At 33.3% G+C, this 16,380-nt stretch carries 16 protein-coding genes; 11 read left to right on the forward strand and 5 right to left on the reverse strand.

The features are described 5' to 3' along the window. The first annotated feature begins 170 nt into the window (after nucleotides 1–170). Entirely contained in the window at nucleotides 171–1,373 is a 1,203-nt protein-coding gene (locus tag C7J89_RS11155; protein WP_103294912.1) for an argininosuccinate synthase, read from the forward strand. After that, nucleotides 1,366–2,742, forward strand: coding sequence for an argininosuccinate lyase (gene argH, locus C7J89_RS11160; protein WP_103294911.1), 1,377 nt, complete (start codon nucleotides 1,366–1,368; stop codon nucleotides 2,740–2,742). Before C7J89_RS11155 ends, argH begins: the two co-directional genes overlap by 8 nt. Before the next feature lie 98 nt (nucleotides 2,743–2,840). On the opposite strand, the gene C7J89_RS11165 is transcribed toward argH, so the two are convergent. The 5 genes from C7J89_RS11165 to C7J89_RS11185 all read right to left on the reverse strand — a co-directional run bounded on the left by C7J89_RS11165 (nucleotide 2,841) and on the right by C7J89_RS11185 (nucleotide 8,396). Continuing rightward, nucleotides 2,841–4,085, reverse strand: coding sequence for a Glu/Leu/Phe/Val family dehydrogenase (locus tag C7J89_RS11165; RefSeq protein ID WP_106884411.1), 1,245 nt, complete (start codon nucleotides 4,083–4,085; stop codon nucleotides 2,841–2,843). A gap of 111 nt (nucleotides 4,086–4,196) precedes the next feature. Then, on the reverse strand, nucleotides 4,197–5,387 hold the full coding sequence (locus tag C7J89_RS11170) for an ornithine--oxo-acid transaminase (RefSeq protein ID WP_061855131.1): 1,191 nt from the start codon (nucleotides 5,385–5,387) through the stop codon (nucleotides 4,197–4,199). 509 nt (nucleotides 5,388–5,896) lie between these two features. Beyond that, complete coding sequence (locus C7J89_RS11175; protein ID WP_061855132.1) at nucleotides 5,897–7,030, reverse strand: NADH-dependent flavin oxidoreductase; 1,134 nt, start codon at nucleotides 7,028–7,030, stop codon at nucleotides 5,897–5,899. A 176-nt stretch (nucleotides 7,031–7,206) separates the two neighbouring features. Continuing rightward, complete coding sequence (ygs, locus tag C7J89_RS11180; RefSeq protein ID WP_103294909.1) at nucleotides 7,207–7,587, reverse strand: S1 domain-containing post-transcriptional regulator Ygs; 381 nt, start codon at nucleotides 7,585–7,587, stop codon at nucleotides 7,207–7,209. Nucleotides 7,588–7,799: 212 nt separating this feature from the next. Further along, a complete protein-coding gene (locus C7J89_RS11185) occupies nucleotides 7,800–8,396 on the reverse strand; it encodes a peptidylprolyl isomerase (RefSeq protein ID WP_061855134.1) in 597 nt (198 codons plus the stop codon). Nucleotides 8,397–8,462: 66 nt separating this feature from the next. On the opposite strand from C7J89_RS11185, the gene kapB reads away from it, so the two are divergent. The 9 genes from kapB to C7J89_RS11230 all read left to right on the forward strand — a co-directional run bounded on the left by kapB (nucleotide 8,463) and on the right by C7J89_RS11230 (nucleotide 16,001). Then, nucleotides 8,463–8,843 (forward strand): sporulation phosphorelay system protein KapB, encoded by a 381-nt coding sequence (gene kapB, locus C7J89_RS11190; RefSeq protein ID WP_103294908.1) that lies wholly within the window; start codon nucleotides 8,463–8,465, stop codon nucleotides 8,841–8,843. Between the two features lie 126 nt (nucleotides 8,844–8,969). Next, complete coding sequence (locus C7J89_RS11195; protein WP_103294907.1) at nucleotides 8,970–11,387, forward strand: Na+/H+ antiporter subunit A; 2,418 nt, start codon at nucleotides 8,970–8,972, stop codon at nucleotides 11,385–11,387. Beyond that, complete coding sequence (locus C7J89_RS11200; RefSeq protein ID WP_061855137.1) at nucleotides 11,368–11,796, forward strand: Na(+)/H(+) antiporter subunit B; 429 nt, start codon at nucleotides 11,368–11,370, stop codon at nucleotides 11,794–11,796. The genes C7J89_RS11195 and C7J89_RS11200 overlap by 20 nt, the downstream gene beginning before the upstream one ends. Next, nucleotides 11,796–12,143, forward strand: a complete 348-nt coding sequence (mnhC1, locus tag C7J89_RS11205; RefSeq protein ID WP_103294906.1) for a Na+/H+ antiporter Mnh1 subunit C — start codon at nucleotides 11,796–11,798, stop codon at nucleotides 12,141–12,143. The genes C7J89_RS11200 and mnhC1 overlap by 1 nt, the downstream gene beginning before the upstream one ends. Beyond that, nucleotides 12,130–13,626 (forward strand): Na+/H+ antiporter subunit D, encoded by a 1,497-nt coding sequence (locus C7J89_RS11210; protein ID WP_103294905.1) that lies wholly within the window; start codon nucleotides 12,130–12,132, stop codon nucleotides 13,624–13,626. Before mnhC1 ends, C7J89_RS11210 begins: the two co-directional genes overlap by 14 nt. A 1-nt stretch (nucleotide 13,627) precedes the next feature. After that, complete coding sequence (locus C7J89_RS11215; protein ID WP_061855140.1) at nucleotides 13,628–14,110, forward strand: Na+/H+ antiporter subunit E; 483 nt, start codon at nucleotides 13,628–13,630, stop codon at nucleotides 14,108–14,110. After that, on the forward strand, nucleotides 14,107–14,397 hold the full coding sequence (locus tag C7J89_RS11220; protein ID WP_103294904.1) for a Na(+)/H(+) antiporter subunit F1: 291 nt from the start codon (nucleotides 14,107–14,109) through the stop codon (nucleotides 14,395–14,397). The genes C7J89_RS11215 and C7J89_RS11220 overlap by 4 nt, the downstream gene beginning before the upstream one ends. Continuing rightward, nucleotides 14,378–14,731 carry a Na+/H+ antiporter subunit G1 gene (locus C7J89_RS11225; RefSeq protein ID WP_103294903.1) on the forward strand — a complete coding sequence of 118 codons (354 nt, stop codon included), beginning with the start codon at nucleotides 14,378–14,380 and terminating at the stop codon, nucleotides 14,729–14,731. Before C7J89_RS11220 ends, C7J89_RS11225 begins: the two co-directional genes overlap by 20 nt. Before the next feature lie 124 nt (nucleotides 14,732–14,855). Next, nucleotides 14,856–16,001 (forward strand): FAD/NAD(P)-binding protein, encoded by a 1,146-nt coding sequence (locus C7J89_RS11230; RefSeq protein WP_103294902.1) that lies wholly within the window; start codon nucleotides 14,856–14,858, stop codon nucleotides 15,999–16,001. Nucleotides 16,002–16,380: the final 379 nt, after the last annotated feature.

Raw genomic sequence — 16,380 nt, forward strand, 5'->3', positions numbered from 1 at the left:
TTTATAAAAGCATTGGTATAAATACATATTATTGAAATACTAGAACAAAAAATATCAGAAAACTAAAATATTTGTATATTTATGTAAAATAATGGTTTTATTTTCATTCAGTTTTTGTTATTCTAGTTTTATTAACTTACAAATTAAAAATTATGAATGAGGTGTCCTATATGAAACAAAAAATAGTTTTAGCATATTCAGGCGGTTTAGATACAAGTGTTGCAGTACATTGGTTAATCGAGAAAGGCTACGATGTTGTAGCTTGTTGTTTAGATGTTGGTGAAGGAAAAGATTTAGACGTTGTATACCAAAAAGCATTAGATATGGGAGCTGTCGAATGCCACATTATCGATGCAACAGAAGAATTTAGTCAAGATTACGTTTCTTATGCAATCAAAGGTAATTTAATGTATGAAGGTGCATATCCATTAGTATCAGCTCTTTCGAGACCATTAATTTCAAAAAAATTAGTAGAAATTGCTGACAAAACTGGTGCGGTTGGTATTGCACATGGTTGTACTGGTAAAGGTAATGACCAAGTTCGTTTTGAAGTTTCTATAAAAGCGTTAAATCCAGAATTAAAAGTATTTGCACCAGTTAGAGAATGGGCATGGAGTCGTGAGGAAGAAATTGATTATGCAATCAAACACAACATCCCTGTACCTATCCAACATGACTCACCGTATTCTATCGACCAAAACTTATGGGGTAGAAGTAATGAATGTGGCATATTAGAAGATCCATATGCCACACCACCAGAAGATGCATATGATTTAACAAATGCTTTAGAAAATACGCCAGACCAAGCTGAAGAATTAGTGCTATCTTTTGAAAAAGGTTTGCCAACAGCTTTAAACGGCGAATCACTGTCATTAACTAAATTAATTTTAAAATTAAATAAAATTGCTGGTAAACATGGCATCGGTAGAATCGACCACGTAGAAAATAGACTTGTAGGTATTAAATCAAGAGAAGTTTATGAAACACCGGCTGCTGAAGTTATCGTTAAAGCACATAAAGCATTAGAAACAATTACATTAACTAAAGATGTTGCTCACTTTAAACCAGTTATTGAAAAACAATTGTCAGAGCAAGTTTATAACGCTTTATGGTTCTCTCCATTAACAGATAGCTTAAAAACTTTTGTTGATAGTACACAAGACCATGTTACTGGTGAAGTAAGAATCAAACTTTATAAAGGTAATGCTGTCGTTAATGGTAGAAAATCACCATATACTTTATACAATGAAAAATTAGCTACTTATACAAAAGAAGACGCATTTAATCAAGAGTCTGCAGTAGGTTTCATAGAAATTTACGGTTTACCAACACAAGTAAATTCTATGCTTCATGGAGGTTATCATAATGAGTGAGAAAGCTTGGGGTGGTAGATTTAAAGAAAAGCCTGAAGATTGGGTCGATGAATTTAACGCATCTATTCACTTTGATAAGACTTTAATTAAACAAGACATTGAAGGCAGTATTGCTCATGCTAAGATGTTAGCCAATCAAAATATCATTGCTCCTAAAGAGAGCGATGATATTATTGCAGGCTTGGAACAAATATTAACTGATTATAAAGATGGAAATATTGCATTTGATGTATCGTTAGAAGATATTCATTTAAACATAGAACATGAATTAATTAAACGTATAGGTGATACTGGAGGTAAATTGCATACTGGACGTAGCAGAAATGATCAAGTTGCGACGGATATGCACTTATACACAAAAGAACAAGTATCAACGATTATCGAATTAATCACGTCATTCCAAACAACTATCGTAAATGTTGCAGAACAGCATGTTGATACTATTATGCCAGGGTATACTCATTTACAAAGAGCTCAACCTATCTCCTTAGCACATCATCTTTTAACTTATTACTGGATGTTGGAAAGAGATAAAGGGAGATTCCATGATAGTTTGAAACGAATCGATATTTCACCACTTGGTGCAGCAGCTTTAAGTGGCACCACTTACCCTATCGATCGTCAAATGACACAGGAGTTGTTAGGCTTTAGTTCCTTATATGAAAATAGTATGGATGCGGTTAGTGATAGAGATTATATTGTTGAAACGCTACACAATATTTCGTTGACTATGGTCCACTTATCTCGTTTTGCGGAAGAAATTATTTTTTGGTCTTCAGCAGAAGCTAATTTCGTTACATTATCCGATGCATTTTCAACTGGTTCTTCAATTATGCCACAAAAGAAAAATCCTGATATGGCTGAGTTAATCAGAGGTAAAGTTGGTCGAACTGCAGGTCATTTAACAAGTATGTTAATGACTTTAAAAGGATTACCATTATCCTACAACAAAGATATGCAAGAAGATAAAGAAGGCTTATTCGATGCTGTTCATACTATTAAAGGTTCGCTAAGAATTTTTGAAGGTATGGTTGATTCAATGACCATTAACGTAGATCATTTAAAAGAAACTGTAAACAATGACTTTTCTAACGCCACAGAACTTGCAGATTACTTAGTTACTAAAGACGTTCCATTTAGAACTGCACATGAAATCGTAGGCAAAATTGTATTATGGTGTATACAAAACAATAAATATTTATTAGATGTACCACTTGCTCAATATCAAGAAGCACACCCTTCGATTGAAGAAGATATATATTCATTCTTAAAACCTGAAAACTGCGTTAGTCGAAGAATCAGTTATGGTTCTACTGGTCAAGATGCAGTGCAGCAGCAATTAAAAATTATTAAAAATCAATTGCATTAAAAATAGTCATAGAAGTATTACTTCTATGACTATTTTTGTTTGCTATACAAAACATGCAAGTATTGATCTATTATCAATACTTGCATGTTGTTTAAATATTATGCCCAACCACGGTAACGTGCTGCTTCTGCAGTACGTTTAATACCTACGATGTATGCAGCTAAGCGCATATCAATTTTACGATTTTGAGCTAATTCATAAATTGTATCAAATGCTGTGATTAATTTTTCACGTAATTTTTCGTTAACTTCTTCTTCTGTCCAGTAATAACCTTGGTTATTTTGAACCCATTCGAAGTAAGAAACTGTAACGCCACCGGCACTTGCTAATACGTCTGGTACAAGTAATATGCCACGTTCAGTTAATATTCTAGTACCTTCTGGCGTTGTAGGACCATTCGCAGCTTCTACTACTACGTCAGCTTTAATGTCATGAGCATTATCAGCAGTAATTTGGTTTGCAATCGCTGCAGGAACTAAAACATCACAATCAATTTCAAATAATTCTTTATTTGAAATAGTATCTTCAAATAGATTAGTAACAGTACCGAAACTGTCTCTGCGGTCTAATAAGTAATCAATATCTAAACCTTCTGGATCATGTAATGCACCATAAGCATCTGAAATACCTACAATTTTAGCACCCATGTCATATAAGAATTTAGCTAAGAAGCTACCCGCGTTACCAAAACCTTGAATAACTACACGAGAACCTTCGATTTGTTTGTTTCTTCTTTTAGCCGCTTGTTCAATAGCTATAACAACACCTAATGCAGTAGAACGGTCACGTCCTTGTGAACCACCTAATACAATTGGTTTACCTGTAATAAATCCTGGTGAGTTAAATTTATCTAGAGAACTATATTCATCCATCATCCATGCCATAATTTGAGAATTTGTAAAAACATCCGGTGATGGAATATCTTTAGTAGGCCCAACAAATTGAGAGATTGCTCTAACATATCCACGAGATAAACGTTCAACCTCATGAATACTCATTTGACGTGGGTCGCAGACGATCCCGCCTTTACCGCCACCATATGGTAAGTTAACAATTCCACATTTTAATGACATCCACATTGATAATGCTTTAACTTCTTCTTCATCAACGTCTGGGTGGAATCTAACCCCACCTTTAGTTGGTCCAACAGCATCGTTATGCTGTGCACGATAACCAGTAAAAGTTTTAACAGTCCCATCATCCATTCTTACTGGTATTCTTACTTGTAAAAATCTTAATGGTTCTTTGATTAAGTCGTACATTCCATCATCAAAACCCAATTTGTGCAAAGCTTCCTTAATAATATCTTGTGTAGAAGTAACCAAATTATTATTCTCAGTCATGATTCATTTCGCCTCTTTTTCGTAACTAATGATTTCGCTTTCATAGTAATTGTAACATAACTTTTAGCTTTTTAAAGTGTAATTACTATACTAGATTGATGAACTTTTATGCTATTTAAAAACTGCTTTTACTTTGTCTAATGCGTAGTCAATTTCTTCCTTAGTAATAACTAAAGGTGGTGCAAAGCGAATAACCGTATCGTGCGTTTCTTTACATAGAATTCCTTGCTCTTTTAAAGCTTCACAATAAGGTCTAGCGTTTTCGTTCAATTCAATTCCAATGAATAAACCACGACCTCTTACTTCTTTAATAGCAGGATGGTCAATCTTTTGTAACTCTTCTTTGAAATAGTTACCTAATTCTAATGAACGGCCAGGTAAATCTTCATCTATAATAACGTCTAATGCAGCGATAGAAGCAGCACAAGCTAATGGATTACCACCAAATGTAGAACCGTGAGAACCAGGAGTAAACACCCCTAATACTTCTTCGTCAGCTAGTACAACTGAAATTGGTAATACACCGCCACCTAATGCTTTACCTAAAATATAAACATCAGCCTTAACGTTATCCCAGTCTGTCGCAAATAATTTACCTGAACGACCTAAACCTGCTTGGATTTCATCGGCGATAAATAAAATATTGTGTTCATCACATAATTCTCTAATTTCTTTTAAATAACCTTCTGGAGGTACATTTATGCCTGCTTCACCTTGAATTGGTTCGATAAGGACAGCAGCTGTATTTTCATTAATAGCAGATTTTAATGCTTCAATATCACCGAAATCAACTTTACGGAAACCTTCTAATAATGGACCGTAGCCACGTTGATATTCTGCTTCAGATGATAAAGAAACTGGTGCCATTGTACGGCCATGGAAGTTGCCATTAAATGCCACAATCTCTGCTTTATCTGGTTCAATATTTTTTACTTCATAAGCCCAACGTCTTGCAGCTTTAAGTGCAGTTTCAACCGCTTCAGCACCAGTATTCATTGGTAGTGCTTTTTCTTTACCTGCAAGTTTACATATTTTTTCATACCATGCACCTAAGTTGTCGCTATGGAAAGCTCTAGATACAAGCGTTACTTTATCAGCTTGGTCTTTCAACGCTTGAACTACTTTAGGGTGTCTATGTCCTTGGTTAACAGCTGAATATGCAGCTAGCATATCCATATATTTATTTCCTTCAGGATCTTTTACCCATACCCCTTCAGCTTCCGAGATAACAATTGGTAATGGAACATAGTTATGCGCCCCATAATGATTTGTAACCTCAATGATTTCTTCTGATCTTGTCATGATATCTCCCCTTTAAAGTTATTATGGGCTATAAAGCCACAATCAATCATATCCATAGCATAACGTATTTAACGGATAACTGAAACTATTTTCCTAAGTAAATTTTAGCCTATAATTTTAGTGCGTCTATGTAATGAGAATTACTTTGAATAAACGATATAATAATTTGTATATTTATCTATATGAAATTTATTTTGACACAGTCAAACTTTATTTTTATTCAAAAGTAATGATTATAAAATTATTATTATTTCTATGAATTTCAACCCATTTTGTTAAATATAACACGAGCTATATTTTGAAAATCCGATCCAGTTTTTCGGTTAATAGCCAGTTTAATTTACAGGTTATACATGATAGATAAATAGCAACCTCTTTTATAACTAATCATCTTTAACATGTAGAAACTCGCTTTTGATAAAATAAAAAACAACTTATCTCGGTCTGAATACTTCAGTGAAATAAGTTGTTTTGAAATTTAAATCTATGTTGCAAATCAAAATTGTTATTTATTGTTCATCTTTTCTTGGTAAAGGATAAAATCCAATATTAAATTGCTCCCATAATTTTGGAGGTAATTCATGTTTATCAGTTCTTTCCGGATCGAAGTATGATACAATTTCATCTTCTTTACCGTTTTCGATTTTACCAACAAATTGATAGTCTAATAAAATTTCTCTACCTAAAGCAATTAAGTCAACATTACCTGATTGGATAGCTTCTAAAGCTTGTTCTGCCGTGAAAATAGAACCAATACCAATTAATGGCATACGTCCATCTATCCATTGATGTAATAGTTTAATTCTTTCTTCACCCGCATATTTACCCTCACGTGTTTTAGAATGAACGTCCATTAAAGAAACATGTAAATAGTCTAGTGGTTTTTCAATAAGTGTTTTAACTAATGATTCAGTAATTTCCATACTGATTCCTGGTGATTCTGCTTCTTCAGGTGAAAATCTATACCCAACGATAAATGACTCATCAGCATATTGTTCTTTCGCTTTTAATACTTCATCTACAACTGCAGTTGGGAATTTCAATCTATCTGTTCCCCACTCGTCGGTTCTTCTATTGTAATATGGTGATACGAATTGATGAATAAGATAATGATTCGCACCATGTATTTCCACGCCATCAAATCCAGCTTCAGCTACTCTTCTTGTTGCTTCACCAAATGCTTTGATTGTTTCTTGAATTTCATCTTCAGTTATTTCACGTGCATCATGTTCTTCTTGTTGGCCAAAACTTTTAAGTGAAATTGGTGTAGGTGCAGCTACGTCTCCGCCAGGTGTTAAGTTTGGTAATGCTTGTGCTCCACCATGGTGAATTTGAACGACTGCTTTAGCGCCATTTTTCTTCATTACATGTGCTAATTTTTTCAAACCTTCTAAATCTGTATCATGTGCAACTGAAGGTTGACCAGGGAATGCTTTACCTAAATCAGTTACATTGCTTGCTGCTGAAATAGCTAAACCGACATCTTGTGAACGTTGTTCCATGTAGTTAATTTCGTCTTCTGATGCCGTACCATCATCGTTTGATGAGACATGTGTTAAAGGCGCTAAGACAAATTTATTTTTTAAAACTGCTTTATTAGGCAAAGTTACACTTTCAAATAAAGGGGTAAATCTTTCATTCATATTACTCTTCCTCCTTAATTATTCCATTACTATAGCACGCTATAATTAACGATACTAGCGAACTGCTTATTCATAATAACTCAAAAAATGATCAAGTTGAAATTATATGCTTGTGCATGCATATTAGAAATTAAAAAACTAACACTTCTTATTAAAGTGTTAGTCTCTCAAGACTCTTAGTCTTGTTTCATATCGTCTTTTGACTGTTCTATCCAAACCGGCAAGCGTTCTTTAATTGTTTGAAACCCATATTTTTCAGTTTCTTTGATTTCATCCAATACTGATTGCTTTTCTTTTTTACGCTCATAGTTTTTGAAATAATCATTATCTTTTAATGACAAATTCAATTTACCTTCATTATCTATAGAAATAACTTTAGCTCTAACAATTTGCCCTTCCGATAAGAATTTCTTCAAATTATGCACATAATCATCCATGATTTCTGATATATGGATCAAACCTTCAGTATTATCCGGGGTTTCAACAAATGCGCCATACGGTTGAATGCCAGTCACACGTACTTTAATGTGTTGACCAATTTTATAATGATGATTCAACTTGATAACCCCTTATATCGTTATACTTAACAATCTAATAATAGCATAAATAATAATAATGGACTAATGTTAAGTGAAAAAATTACTTCATTTGGTAAAAAATAGCACCGCTTACAAAATAAGAATCTAAAAAAGCCGAAAACTAAAAGTTTCCGGCTACTTATATTATAAAAGCATTGTATTTATTTTTTTAAGATGTTTGAACTTTATCTTTATTTATCTTCAACATCAATTGAATCGATAGTAATATCATGTAACGGTTTGTCTTGAGGTCCTACTTTAGTACTTGCAATATCTTCTAAAGTAGTTTCACCTTCTATTAATTGGCCAAAAACTGTATGTTTTTGATCTAACCAAGGTGTACCACCTTTTTCAGCATATCTATCGACGATTGGTTGTGGCCAACCTCCATCTGCTAACTGACTTAACATTGATTCAGGTACTTCATTCATTTGAACTATGAAAAATTGTGAGCCGTTTGTGTTAGGGCCTGAGTTTGCCATTGATAATGCGCCATAAATATTAAAGGCTTCTAGAGAAAATTCATCTTCAAATGGTTTGCCATAAATACTTTCGCCACCCATACCAGTAGCTGTAGGGTCTCCACCTTGTACCATAAAGTCATTAATTACACGGTGGAAAGTAATACCATCGTAGTAACCATTTTTAGCGTGAGTAACAAAGTTTTCTACTGTTTTAGGTGCTACATCAGGTAATAATTTGAATGTCATATCACCTTTATTTGTATGCATTACTAATTTGATTTCATTGTCTTTTACTTCGTTATCTAATTGAGGGTAGTTTGTCATTTTAATTCTCCATTTCATGTTAATATGATAATAGTATTCTAACATAAATGAAAGGAAGTATTGTATATGTTATACCGTTTAGCACATAAAACTGGCGTTTACGGCGTTAGTATCTTAGAAGAACAAAACAATCAAATATTAGTACAAGTCGAACAAGTGATTAAACACCCTAAACAAGGTGATTTACATAATCCTAAAGCAACTGAAAATGTCTTTTTCCATGAACGTAAAGCTTTAAGCCAATTCGAAAAGCGTTATACTTCTCAATCTCAATTGAAAGAATTTAACGAAGAACCGCTTCCTTATGTCGAATCATTGCAACTTGCAATTAGTAAATTAGAAGAACGCCTACAACAAAAACAAGATGAACATTCACGCCGTTCACTAGAAAATTTACAAAATTTAAAAGAAGATTATTCTATTCAATATAAAGAAAAATTTAAATAAAAACACTCACTTTCTTCTTATTTAATAGTACACTGAAATCCTTTATTTATAAGCGATTGACGTTTTTCAGAATAGTATTAATCATGTATAATGTTGTTATATACTTTTTTAAGGGAGGAATATTTAATGAGCTTGTTGCATATAGCGGTATTGTTACCGTTAATATTTGCCCTCATTATTCCTTTTGTGTATCGACTACATAAGCGGATTCATTTAGGCTGGTTCGTATTACCAATACCATTAGTCTTATTTATTTATTTCATCTCATACATAACAACAACAATGTCGGGTGATACCGTTTTACTAAAAGCAAACTGGATGCCAAAGTTTGGCATGAACTATGACCTTTACATAGATGGTTTAAGTTTATTATTTAGTTTACTGATTACTGGTATAGGTACGTTAGTCGTACTTTATTCAATCAGTTATTTAAGTCGAAAAGAACAATTGGGGAATTTTTACTGTTATTTATTATTATTTATGGGCGCAATGTTAGGTGTTGTCTTATCTGACAATATTATCGTTCTATATTTATTTTGGGAATTAACGTCATTTTCTAGCTTTTTACTTATCTCATTTTGGCGTGATAATTCAGCGTCTATATACGGCGCACAAAAATCAATGCTCGTCACAGTTTTAGGCGGGCTATGTTTGTTAGGTGGTTTGATTTTATTATCAATAGGCACACACACGACAAGCATTCACGAAATGATTGCCAATGCAGACAATATTCAAACTAGTCCGTATTTTATTTTGTCAATGGTACTTGTGTTAATTGGCGCTATGACAAAGTCTGCACAATTCCCGTTCTACGTATGGTTACCAGATGCCATGGAAGCACCAACACCTGTTAGTGCTTATCTACATTCGGCTACTATGGTTAAGGCAGGTTTATACTTAGTCGCACGTATGACGCCAATTTTCGCAGTTTCTCAAGGTTGGATTTGGGCAGTTACGGTGATAGGACTTGTAACACTTTTCTGGGCTTCTTTAAATGCTACAAAGCAACAAGATTTAAAAGGTATACTCGCCTTTTCAACAGTGTCCCAACTCGGCATGATAATGTCAATGTTAGGTATCGGAGCTGTTAGTTATCATTTTGAAGGTTCTGATAGTCAAATTTATAGCGCGGCATTTACTGCAGCTATATTTCATTTAATCAACCATGCTACATTTAAAGGTGCACTCTTTATGATTACTGGTGCTATAGACCATAGCACAGGTACACGTGATGTTAAAAAACTTGGTGGTCTTGTGACTATCATGCCAATTTCATTCACGCTTACTATAGTTACAGCTTTAAGTATGGCAGGTGTTCCACCTTTCAACGGCTTCTTATCAAAAGAATCATTTTTAGAAAGTGTTATTGAAATCACGCACGTTAATTTATATAGCTTAAATTCTCTTGGTCTTTTACTACCAATCATCGCTATTATCGGTAGTATTTTCACATTTGTATATTCTGTAAGATTTATCGGTCAAATTTTCTTAGGTAGCTATCACGAAGATAAATTACCGAAAAAAGCACATGAATCATCACTATTAATGCTAATATCTCCTATTATTTTGGCTTTATTAGTTGTTGTATTTGGCTTTTTCCCTAATTTAATTACGGGTTCAATTATAGATCCAGCAGTCAATTCAATAAGTAAATCTGTAAGCAAACCAGCAGAATTTCACTTCTTCCATGGTTTCACAGCAGCATTTTTCTCTACACTCTTAATATATGTGTTGGGAATTGTACTTATTTTTACGTTTAGTTATTGGGTACATTTACTACAAGCACAACCTGATAAATTAACTATCAACTACTGGTATAACAATAGTGGCCAATCTGTTCAATCATATTCTAGTAAATTTACAGATACTTATGTTACAGGATTTACACGTAATAACTTAGTAATTATTTTCCTAACTTTAATTATAATGTCAGCAATTGTATTACTTGTTTCACCTGTTTCCATTAATTTTAAAGATGTCAGCAATATTAGAGTATTTGAAGTGGTTATCGTTATATTAATTTGTGTAGCTGCAACAATGATGGTCTTAGCACATTCCAGACTCTTCAGTATTTTAATGGCTAGTGCTATTGGCTACGCTGTAGCAGTATTCTTTATTTATTTTGGTGCGCCAGACTTAGCGTTAACGCAATTCGTAGTAGAAACTATTTCGACAGCGTTATTCTTATTATGTTTCTATCATTTACCAAATTTAAATCGTTATAACGAGTCTAAAAGCTTCAAAACAGTCAATGTCTTAATATCTATAGGCGCAGGTTTAGTAGTAACTATTATCGGCTTAATCGCTTATGGAAATAGACATTTTGCATCTATTGCTAATTACTATAAAGCACACGTTCATGATTTAGCTCATGGTAAAAACATGGTTAACGTTATTCTTGTTGACTTCCGTGGTACCGATACTTTATTCGAATCTTCTGTATTAGGTATAGCTGGCTTAGGTGTCTATACAATGATTAAATTACGTTCTAAGAAAAATACAAGTATTAAAGGAGGTAATAATAATGAACAGACAGAAAAATAATTTAATTTTTCAATATTCAGCTATTGTTATCTTCTTTTTAATCGTCATGTTCGGACTTTCACTGTTTTTAGCAGGACATTATACACCGGGCGGTGGCTTCGTAGGTGGCTTACTTCTATCAAGTGCACTTGTGATTATTGCAGTTGCATTTGATATTAAAACAATGCGCAAAATCTTCCCTTGGGATTTTAAGATTTTAATCGGTATTGGATTATTATTCTGTGTAGCTACACCTATGGCAAGCTGGTTTTATGATAAAAACTTTTTTACTCATAAACCATTTGAAATACCGCTTATTATACTAAAGCCAATGCATTTACATACGGCTACGTTTTTTGATTTAGGTGTTATGTTTGCAGTAATTGGCACAGTTATGACTATTATATTATCGATTGGGGAGAATGAATAATGGAAATATTGATGATATTTGTTTGTGGCTTTCTCACTGCAATGAGCGTCTACCTCATTCTCTCTAAAAGTTTAATACGTATCATTTTAGGGACAACGCTACAAACGCATACGGCAAATTTATTTTTAATCACTATGGGCGGCTTAAAACAAGGTGGCGTTCCGATTTATGAAAAGGGCATCACTCAATATGTTGACCCTATACCACAAGCCCTCATCTTAACAGCAATCGTAATTTCATTTTCTGTAACAGCATTCTTCTTAGTGCTTGCATTTAGAAGTTATAAAGAGCTCGGCACAGATAACGTCGAACAGATGAGAGGAGTGCTTGAAAGTGATAGCGAGTAACTTACTTATGTCAGCACTGGTAATCCCATTATTAACAAGTATCTTGTTAATTTTCCTTGGCAAACGCCCTATTATTAAGCGTTACATTGCTTTAGGTGGCACTTTAATTACCTTGTGCTTTAGTTTAATTAATTTATATCACGTCTATAAAGAGGGTCCTATCAAACTGGAACTCGGTTCTTGGAAGGCACCATATAGTATTGTCTTTGTTTTAGATTTATTCAGTGGTTTACTTATTGTTACAAGTTTAATCATCACTGCTCTAATCATTTTATATTCATATAAAACAGTTGGTATTGAACGCGAAAGATTTTATTATTACTTCGCAATTATGTTTATGATTACTGGCGTGAATGGCGCGTTTATGACTGGAGATATTTTTAACTTATTCGTATTCTTCGAAGTCTTTTTAATATCTTCATACATCTTATTAGTGATTGGCGGTACGCAAATACAATTAAGTGAAACCATTAAATATGTACTAGTTAATGTTACATCTTCAGCCTTTTTCGTTATTGCTGTAGGTATGCTGTACTCAGTCGTTGGTACATTAAACTTAGCAGATATTAGCGACAAACTTAGCCAATTATCACCTAAAGATAGTAACGTCGTAATTATCATATTCGTTGTGTTTATTTTTGTTTTCGCTACTAAAGCTGGTGTTTTTCCAATGTACATATGGTTACCGGGTGCTTATTATGCGCCACCAACTGCGATTATCGCTTTCTTTGGTGCATTATTAACAAAAGTCGGGGTATACGCTATTGCTAGAACAATAAGTTTATTTTTCCGCGATACGTCATCACTCCCCTTCTACCTATTATTATTCTTAGCTATATTAACGATAATATTCGGTTGTCTAGGTGCCATTAGTTACAGTGATATTAAGAAAATCATCCTTTATAATATTATGATCGCTATTGGCGTTATATTAGTCGGCGTTGCAATGATGAATCAAGCAGGTATGATGGGTGCGATTTACTATACACTTCACGACATGTTAATTAAAGCAGGCCTATTTTTCTTAATTGGAGTTGTTTATAAAATAACTGGTTCTTATAATTTGAAAGACTTTAGCGGACTGATTAAACATTATCCAATATTAGGTTGGACATTCTTTATAGCGGCATTAAGTTTGGCCGGCATACCTCCATTTAGTGGTTTCTATGGTAAATATTACATTGTGGAAGCAACTTTCCAAAAAGGATTTTATTTAAGTGGTATTGTCGTCTTACTATCAAGTTTAGTCGTATTATATTCAGTCGTGCGTATTTTCTTAAAAGGATTTTTCGGTCCATCTTCTGGATATGACTATAATCCAAAATTACAATATCGCAGTGCATTAACAATTTCTGTTGTTACCGTCGTACTTACAATCATTTTCGGTTTGTCAGCAGACATATTACAACCAATAATTAAAGATGCAGCATTAACTTTCTATGACCCTAGTGAATATGTATCTAACGTGTTAGGAGGTAAATAATATGGCCATTCAAATATTAGTAAACTTAATATTAGCCATTCTATGGTTCTTCTTAACAGGCAGTTATACGTTAAATAATTTTATTTTAGGTTATATCTTCGGGCTTATTCTCGTAATACTTTTACGCAGCATATTCCCTAGTAGACTATACATTGTAACGCTATATAAAATCGTTAAATTAATCGTCGTATTCTTTATAGAACTTATCAAAGCAAATCTTGATGTTATCAAAATTGTGACTAAGCGCAAAATTACTAATGAGCCTGCATTTTTCACTTATAACACTGATTTAAAAACAGATTGGCAAATCGTACTCTTATCTACGTTAATCACTTTAACGCCAGGTACTATTGTCCTAGGTATTAGTGATGATCGCACAAAAATTTTCGTTCACTGTATTGATTTCAGTACAACAGAAGAAGAAACAGAAGGCATAAAATCATCACTTGAAAAAGTGGTAAGAGAGGTAGGCGAAACGACATGAATTATTCAATCATTATAATTATCGCACTTATCATTGTGTCGTTATCGATGTTAGCAATGCTAATTCGTGTAATTAAAGGCCCTTCTCTTGCCGATAGAGTTGTTGCTTTAGATGCTATGGGAATTCAATTAATGGCCATCATCGCATTATTTAGTATTTTTCTAGGTACAACTTATATGATAGTAGCTATTTTATTAATAGGTATTATCGCCTTTTTAGGCACAGCGGTATTCGCCAAATATATGGATAAAGGTAAGGTGATTGAACATGACGACGATAATCATTAGTATTTCCCTTATATTCGTTATCTTAGGGGCATTAATTAGTGCCCTTGCAGCTCTAGGTATATTACGTTTAGAAGATGTATATTCCCGAGCTCATGCAGCAGGTAAGGCAGCAACATTAGGTTCCATCTTCCTACTAGTCGGCGTATTTTTATTCTTTATCGGTAAAGAAGGCTATGCAAATATGCAGCTAATAATAGGTATCCTATTTATCTTAATTACGGGTCCATTAGCCAGTCATTTAATAATTAAAGCTGCATATAATTTAGAAACACCCTCATCTAAACGACTCAAACAAGATGATATTCCAGAACATTTGAAAGATAAGAAAATATAAATATTTCAATGTCCAAATTACTTAGTACCCTTACTAAGTTAATTTGGACGTTTTTTATTGCTTTTCTTAATATAATCCGTTATTATAAATCGTAATAATTCCTATTTAAATAAGGAGTGTGTTTATGCAACAATGGACTATTATCGGTGGCGGCATTCATGCTGTTACAATTGCTCTCAAATTAAGATCTATAGGGCTAACGCAAAATCAGTTAACAATTATTGACCCACATAATAATTTATGTGAACAATTTGCCGAACGAACAAGTAAAATTAATATGCCCTTTTTACGTTCACCATGCGTACACCATGTACATCCAGACCCTTTTCATTTAAAGCAATTTGTCAAAATAAACCAATATACCAATTGTACTTTAGGAAAATATCAGCGTCCTCAAACTGATATGTTTATGGACCATATACATATGCTAATACATCAATTTAATTTAAATCAATGCCATATATCGTCCTCTGCAATCGATATTTCACGTATTGGTAACCAATGGTCAATATTACTAGATAATAATATGAATATAACAACTGATCATGTCGTCATTGCATTTGGCAGTTATCACGATAAAAATATACCATCAATATTTCATCAACAGCCTGACATTCAACATATATTCGATGATGATAATATTAATTTCGAAAGATGTTCTCATGTTGTTGGGAGCGGTATTTCCGCCGCTCATATAGTAAATAAACTACTAAAACAAGATAAACGTATCGTTCATTTATGGCTAAATAAAACGCTCACGATTCATGATTTTGATGCAGATCCAGGTTGGTTAGGCCCTAAAAAAATGACTTACTTTGAATCTATTACTGATTCTCATCAACGCTTATTATTACTTAATAAAGAACGACATAAAGGATCTATGCCAAGAGAATTGTATTTAAAATTAAAACATTATCAAGAACAAGGTCGATTGATTATCCATCAAGATAAAATAAATGATGTTAAGCACCATCACATCATTACAAACGCTATCGAAATATTTTATGATCATATCATATTAGCCACAGGATTTAGTAACAGCATATATCAATTACCACTTATTAAAAAGTTAATTTTAAACTATCATGCATCAATGGCTAAATGTGGTTTACCACAATTAACAGATGACCTATCTTGGTTACCAAAGTTGCATGTTAGCGGTGCATTAGCTGATTTAAAATTGGGTCCTTTCGCACGTAATATTGCTGGCGGTAGAGAAGCAGCGAAACGCATAGCAACGGCATATAATAGTGGTGTATACGCGAGTTAAAAATTCATATCTAATATTTTAGTTTTCTAAACAGACGCAACACAAAAAAACGTTAGCAGTAATGCTAACGTTTACTTCTATCTTTTAAAATAAATCCAATTTTAGCAATAAGTGCTAAAACTAGTACCGGTAAAGCTCCAAAGATAACTGTCATTAACATAATAATTTTCCTATTTAGATAACAGTTTAATTGCTATGGAATGTATTATCTTAAGTGACATACCGTCTGCTATATTAGGGTAAAAAAAGAAGATCATTTCTAAGAAGTTTTATATAAATACTTAAATAAAAAATACAACTCATTCCAAACTGAATAAATCAGTGAAATGAGTTGGTGTTTATTTTTGAATTAAGTTTTATCTACTTTATACTTGAAACG

It is taken from the genome of Staphylococcus kloosii (assembly GCF_003019255.1).
Classification (GTDB): Bacteria; Bacillota; Bacilli; order Staphylococcales; family Staphylococcaceae; genus Staphylococcus; species Staphylococcus kloosii.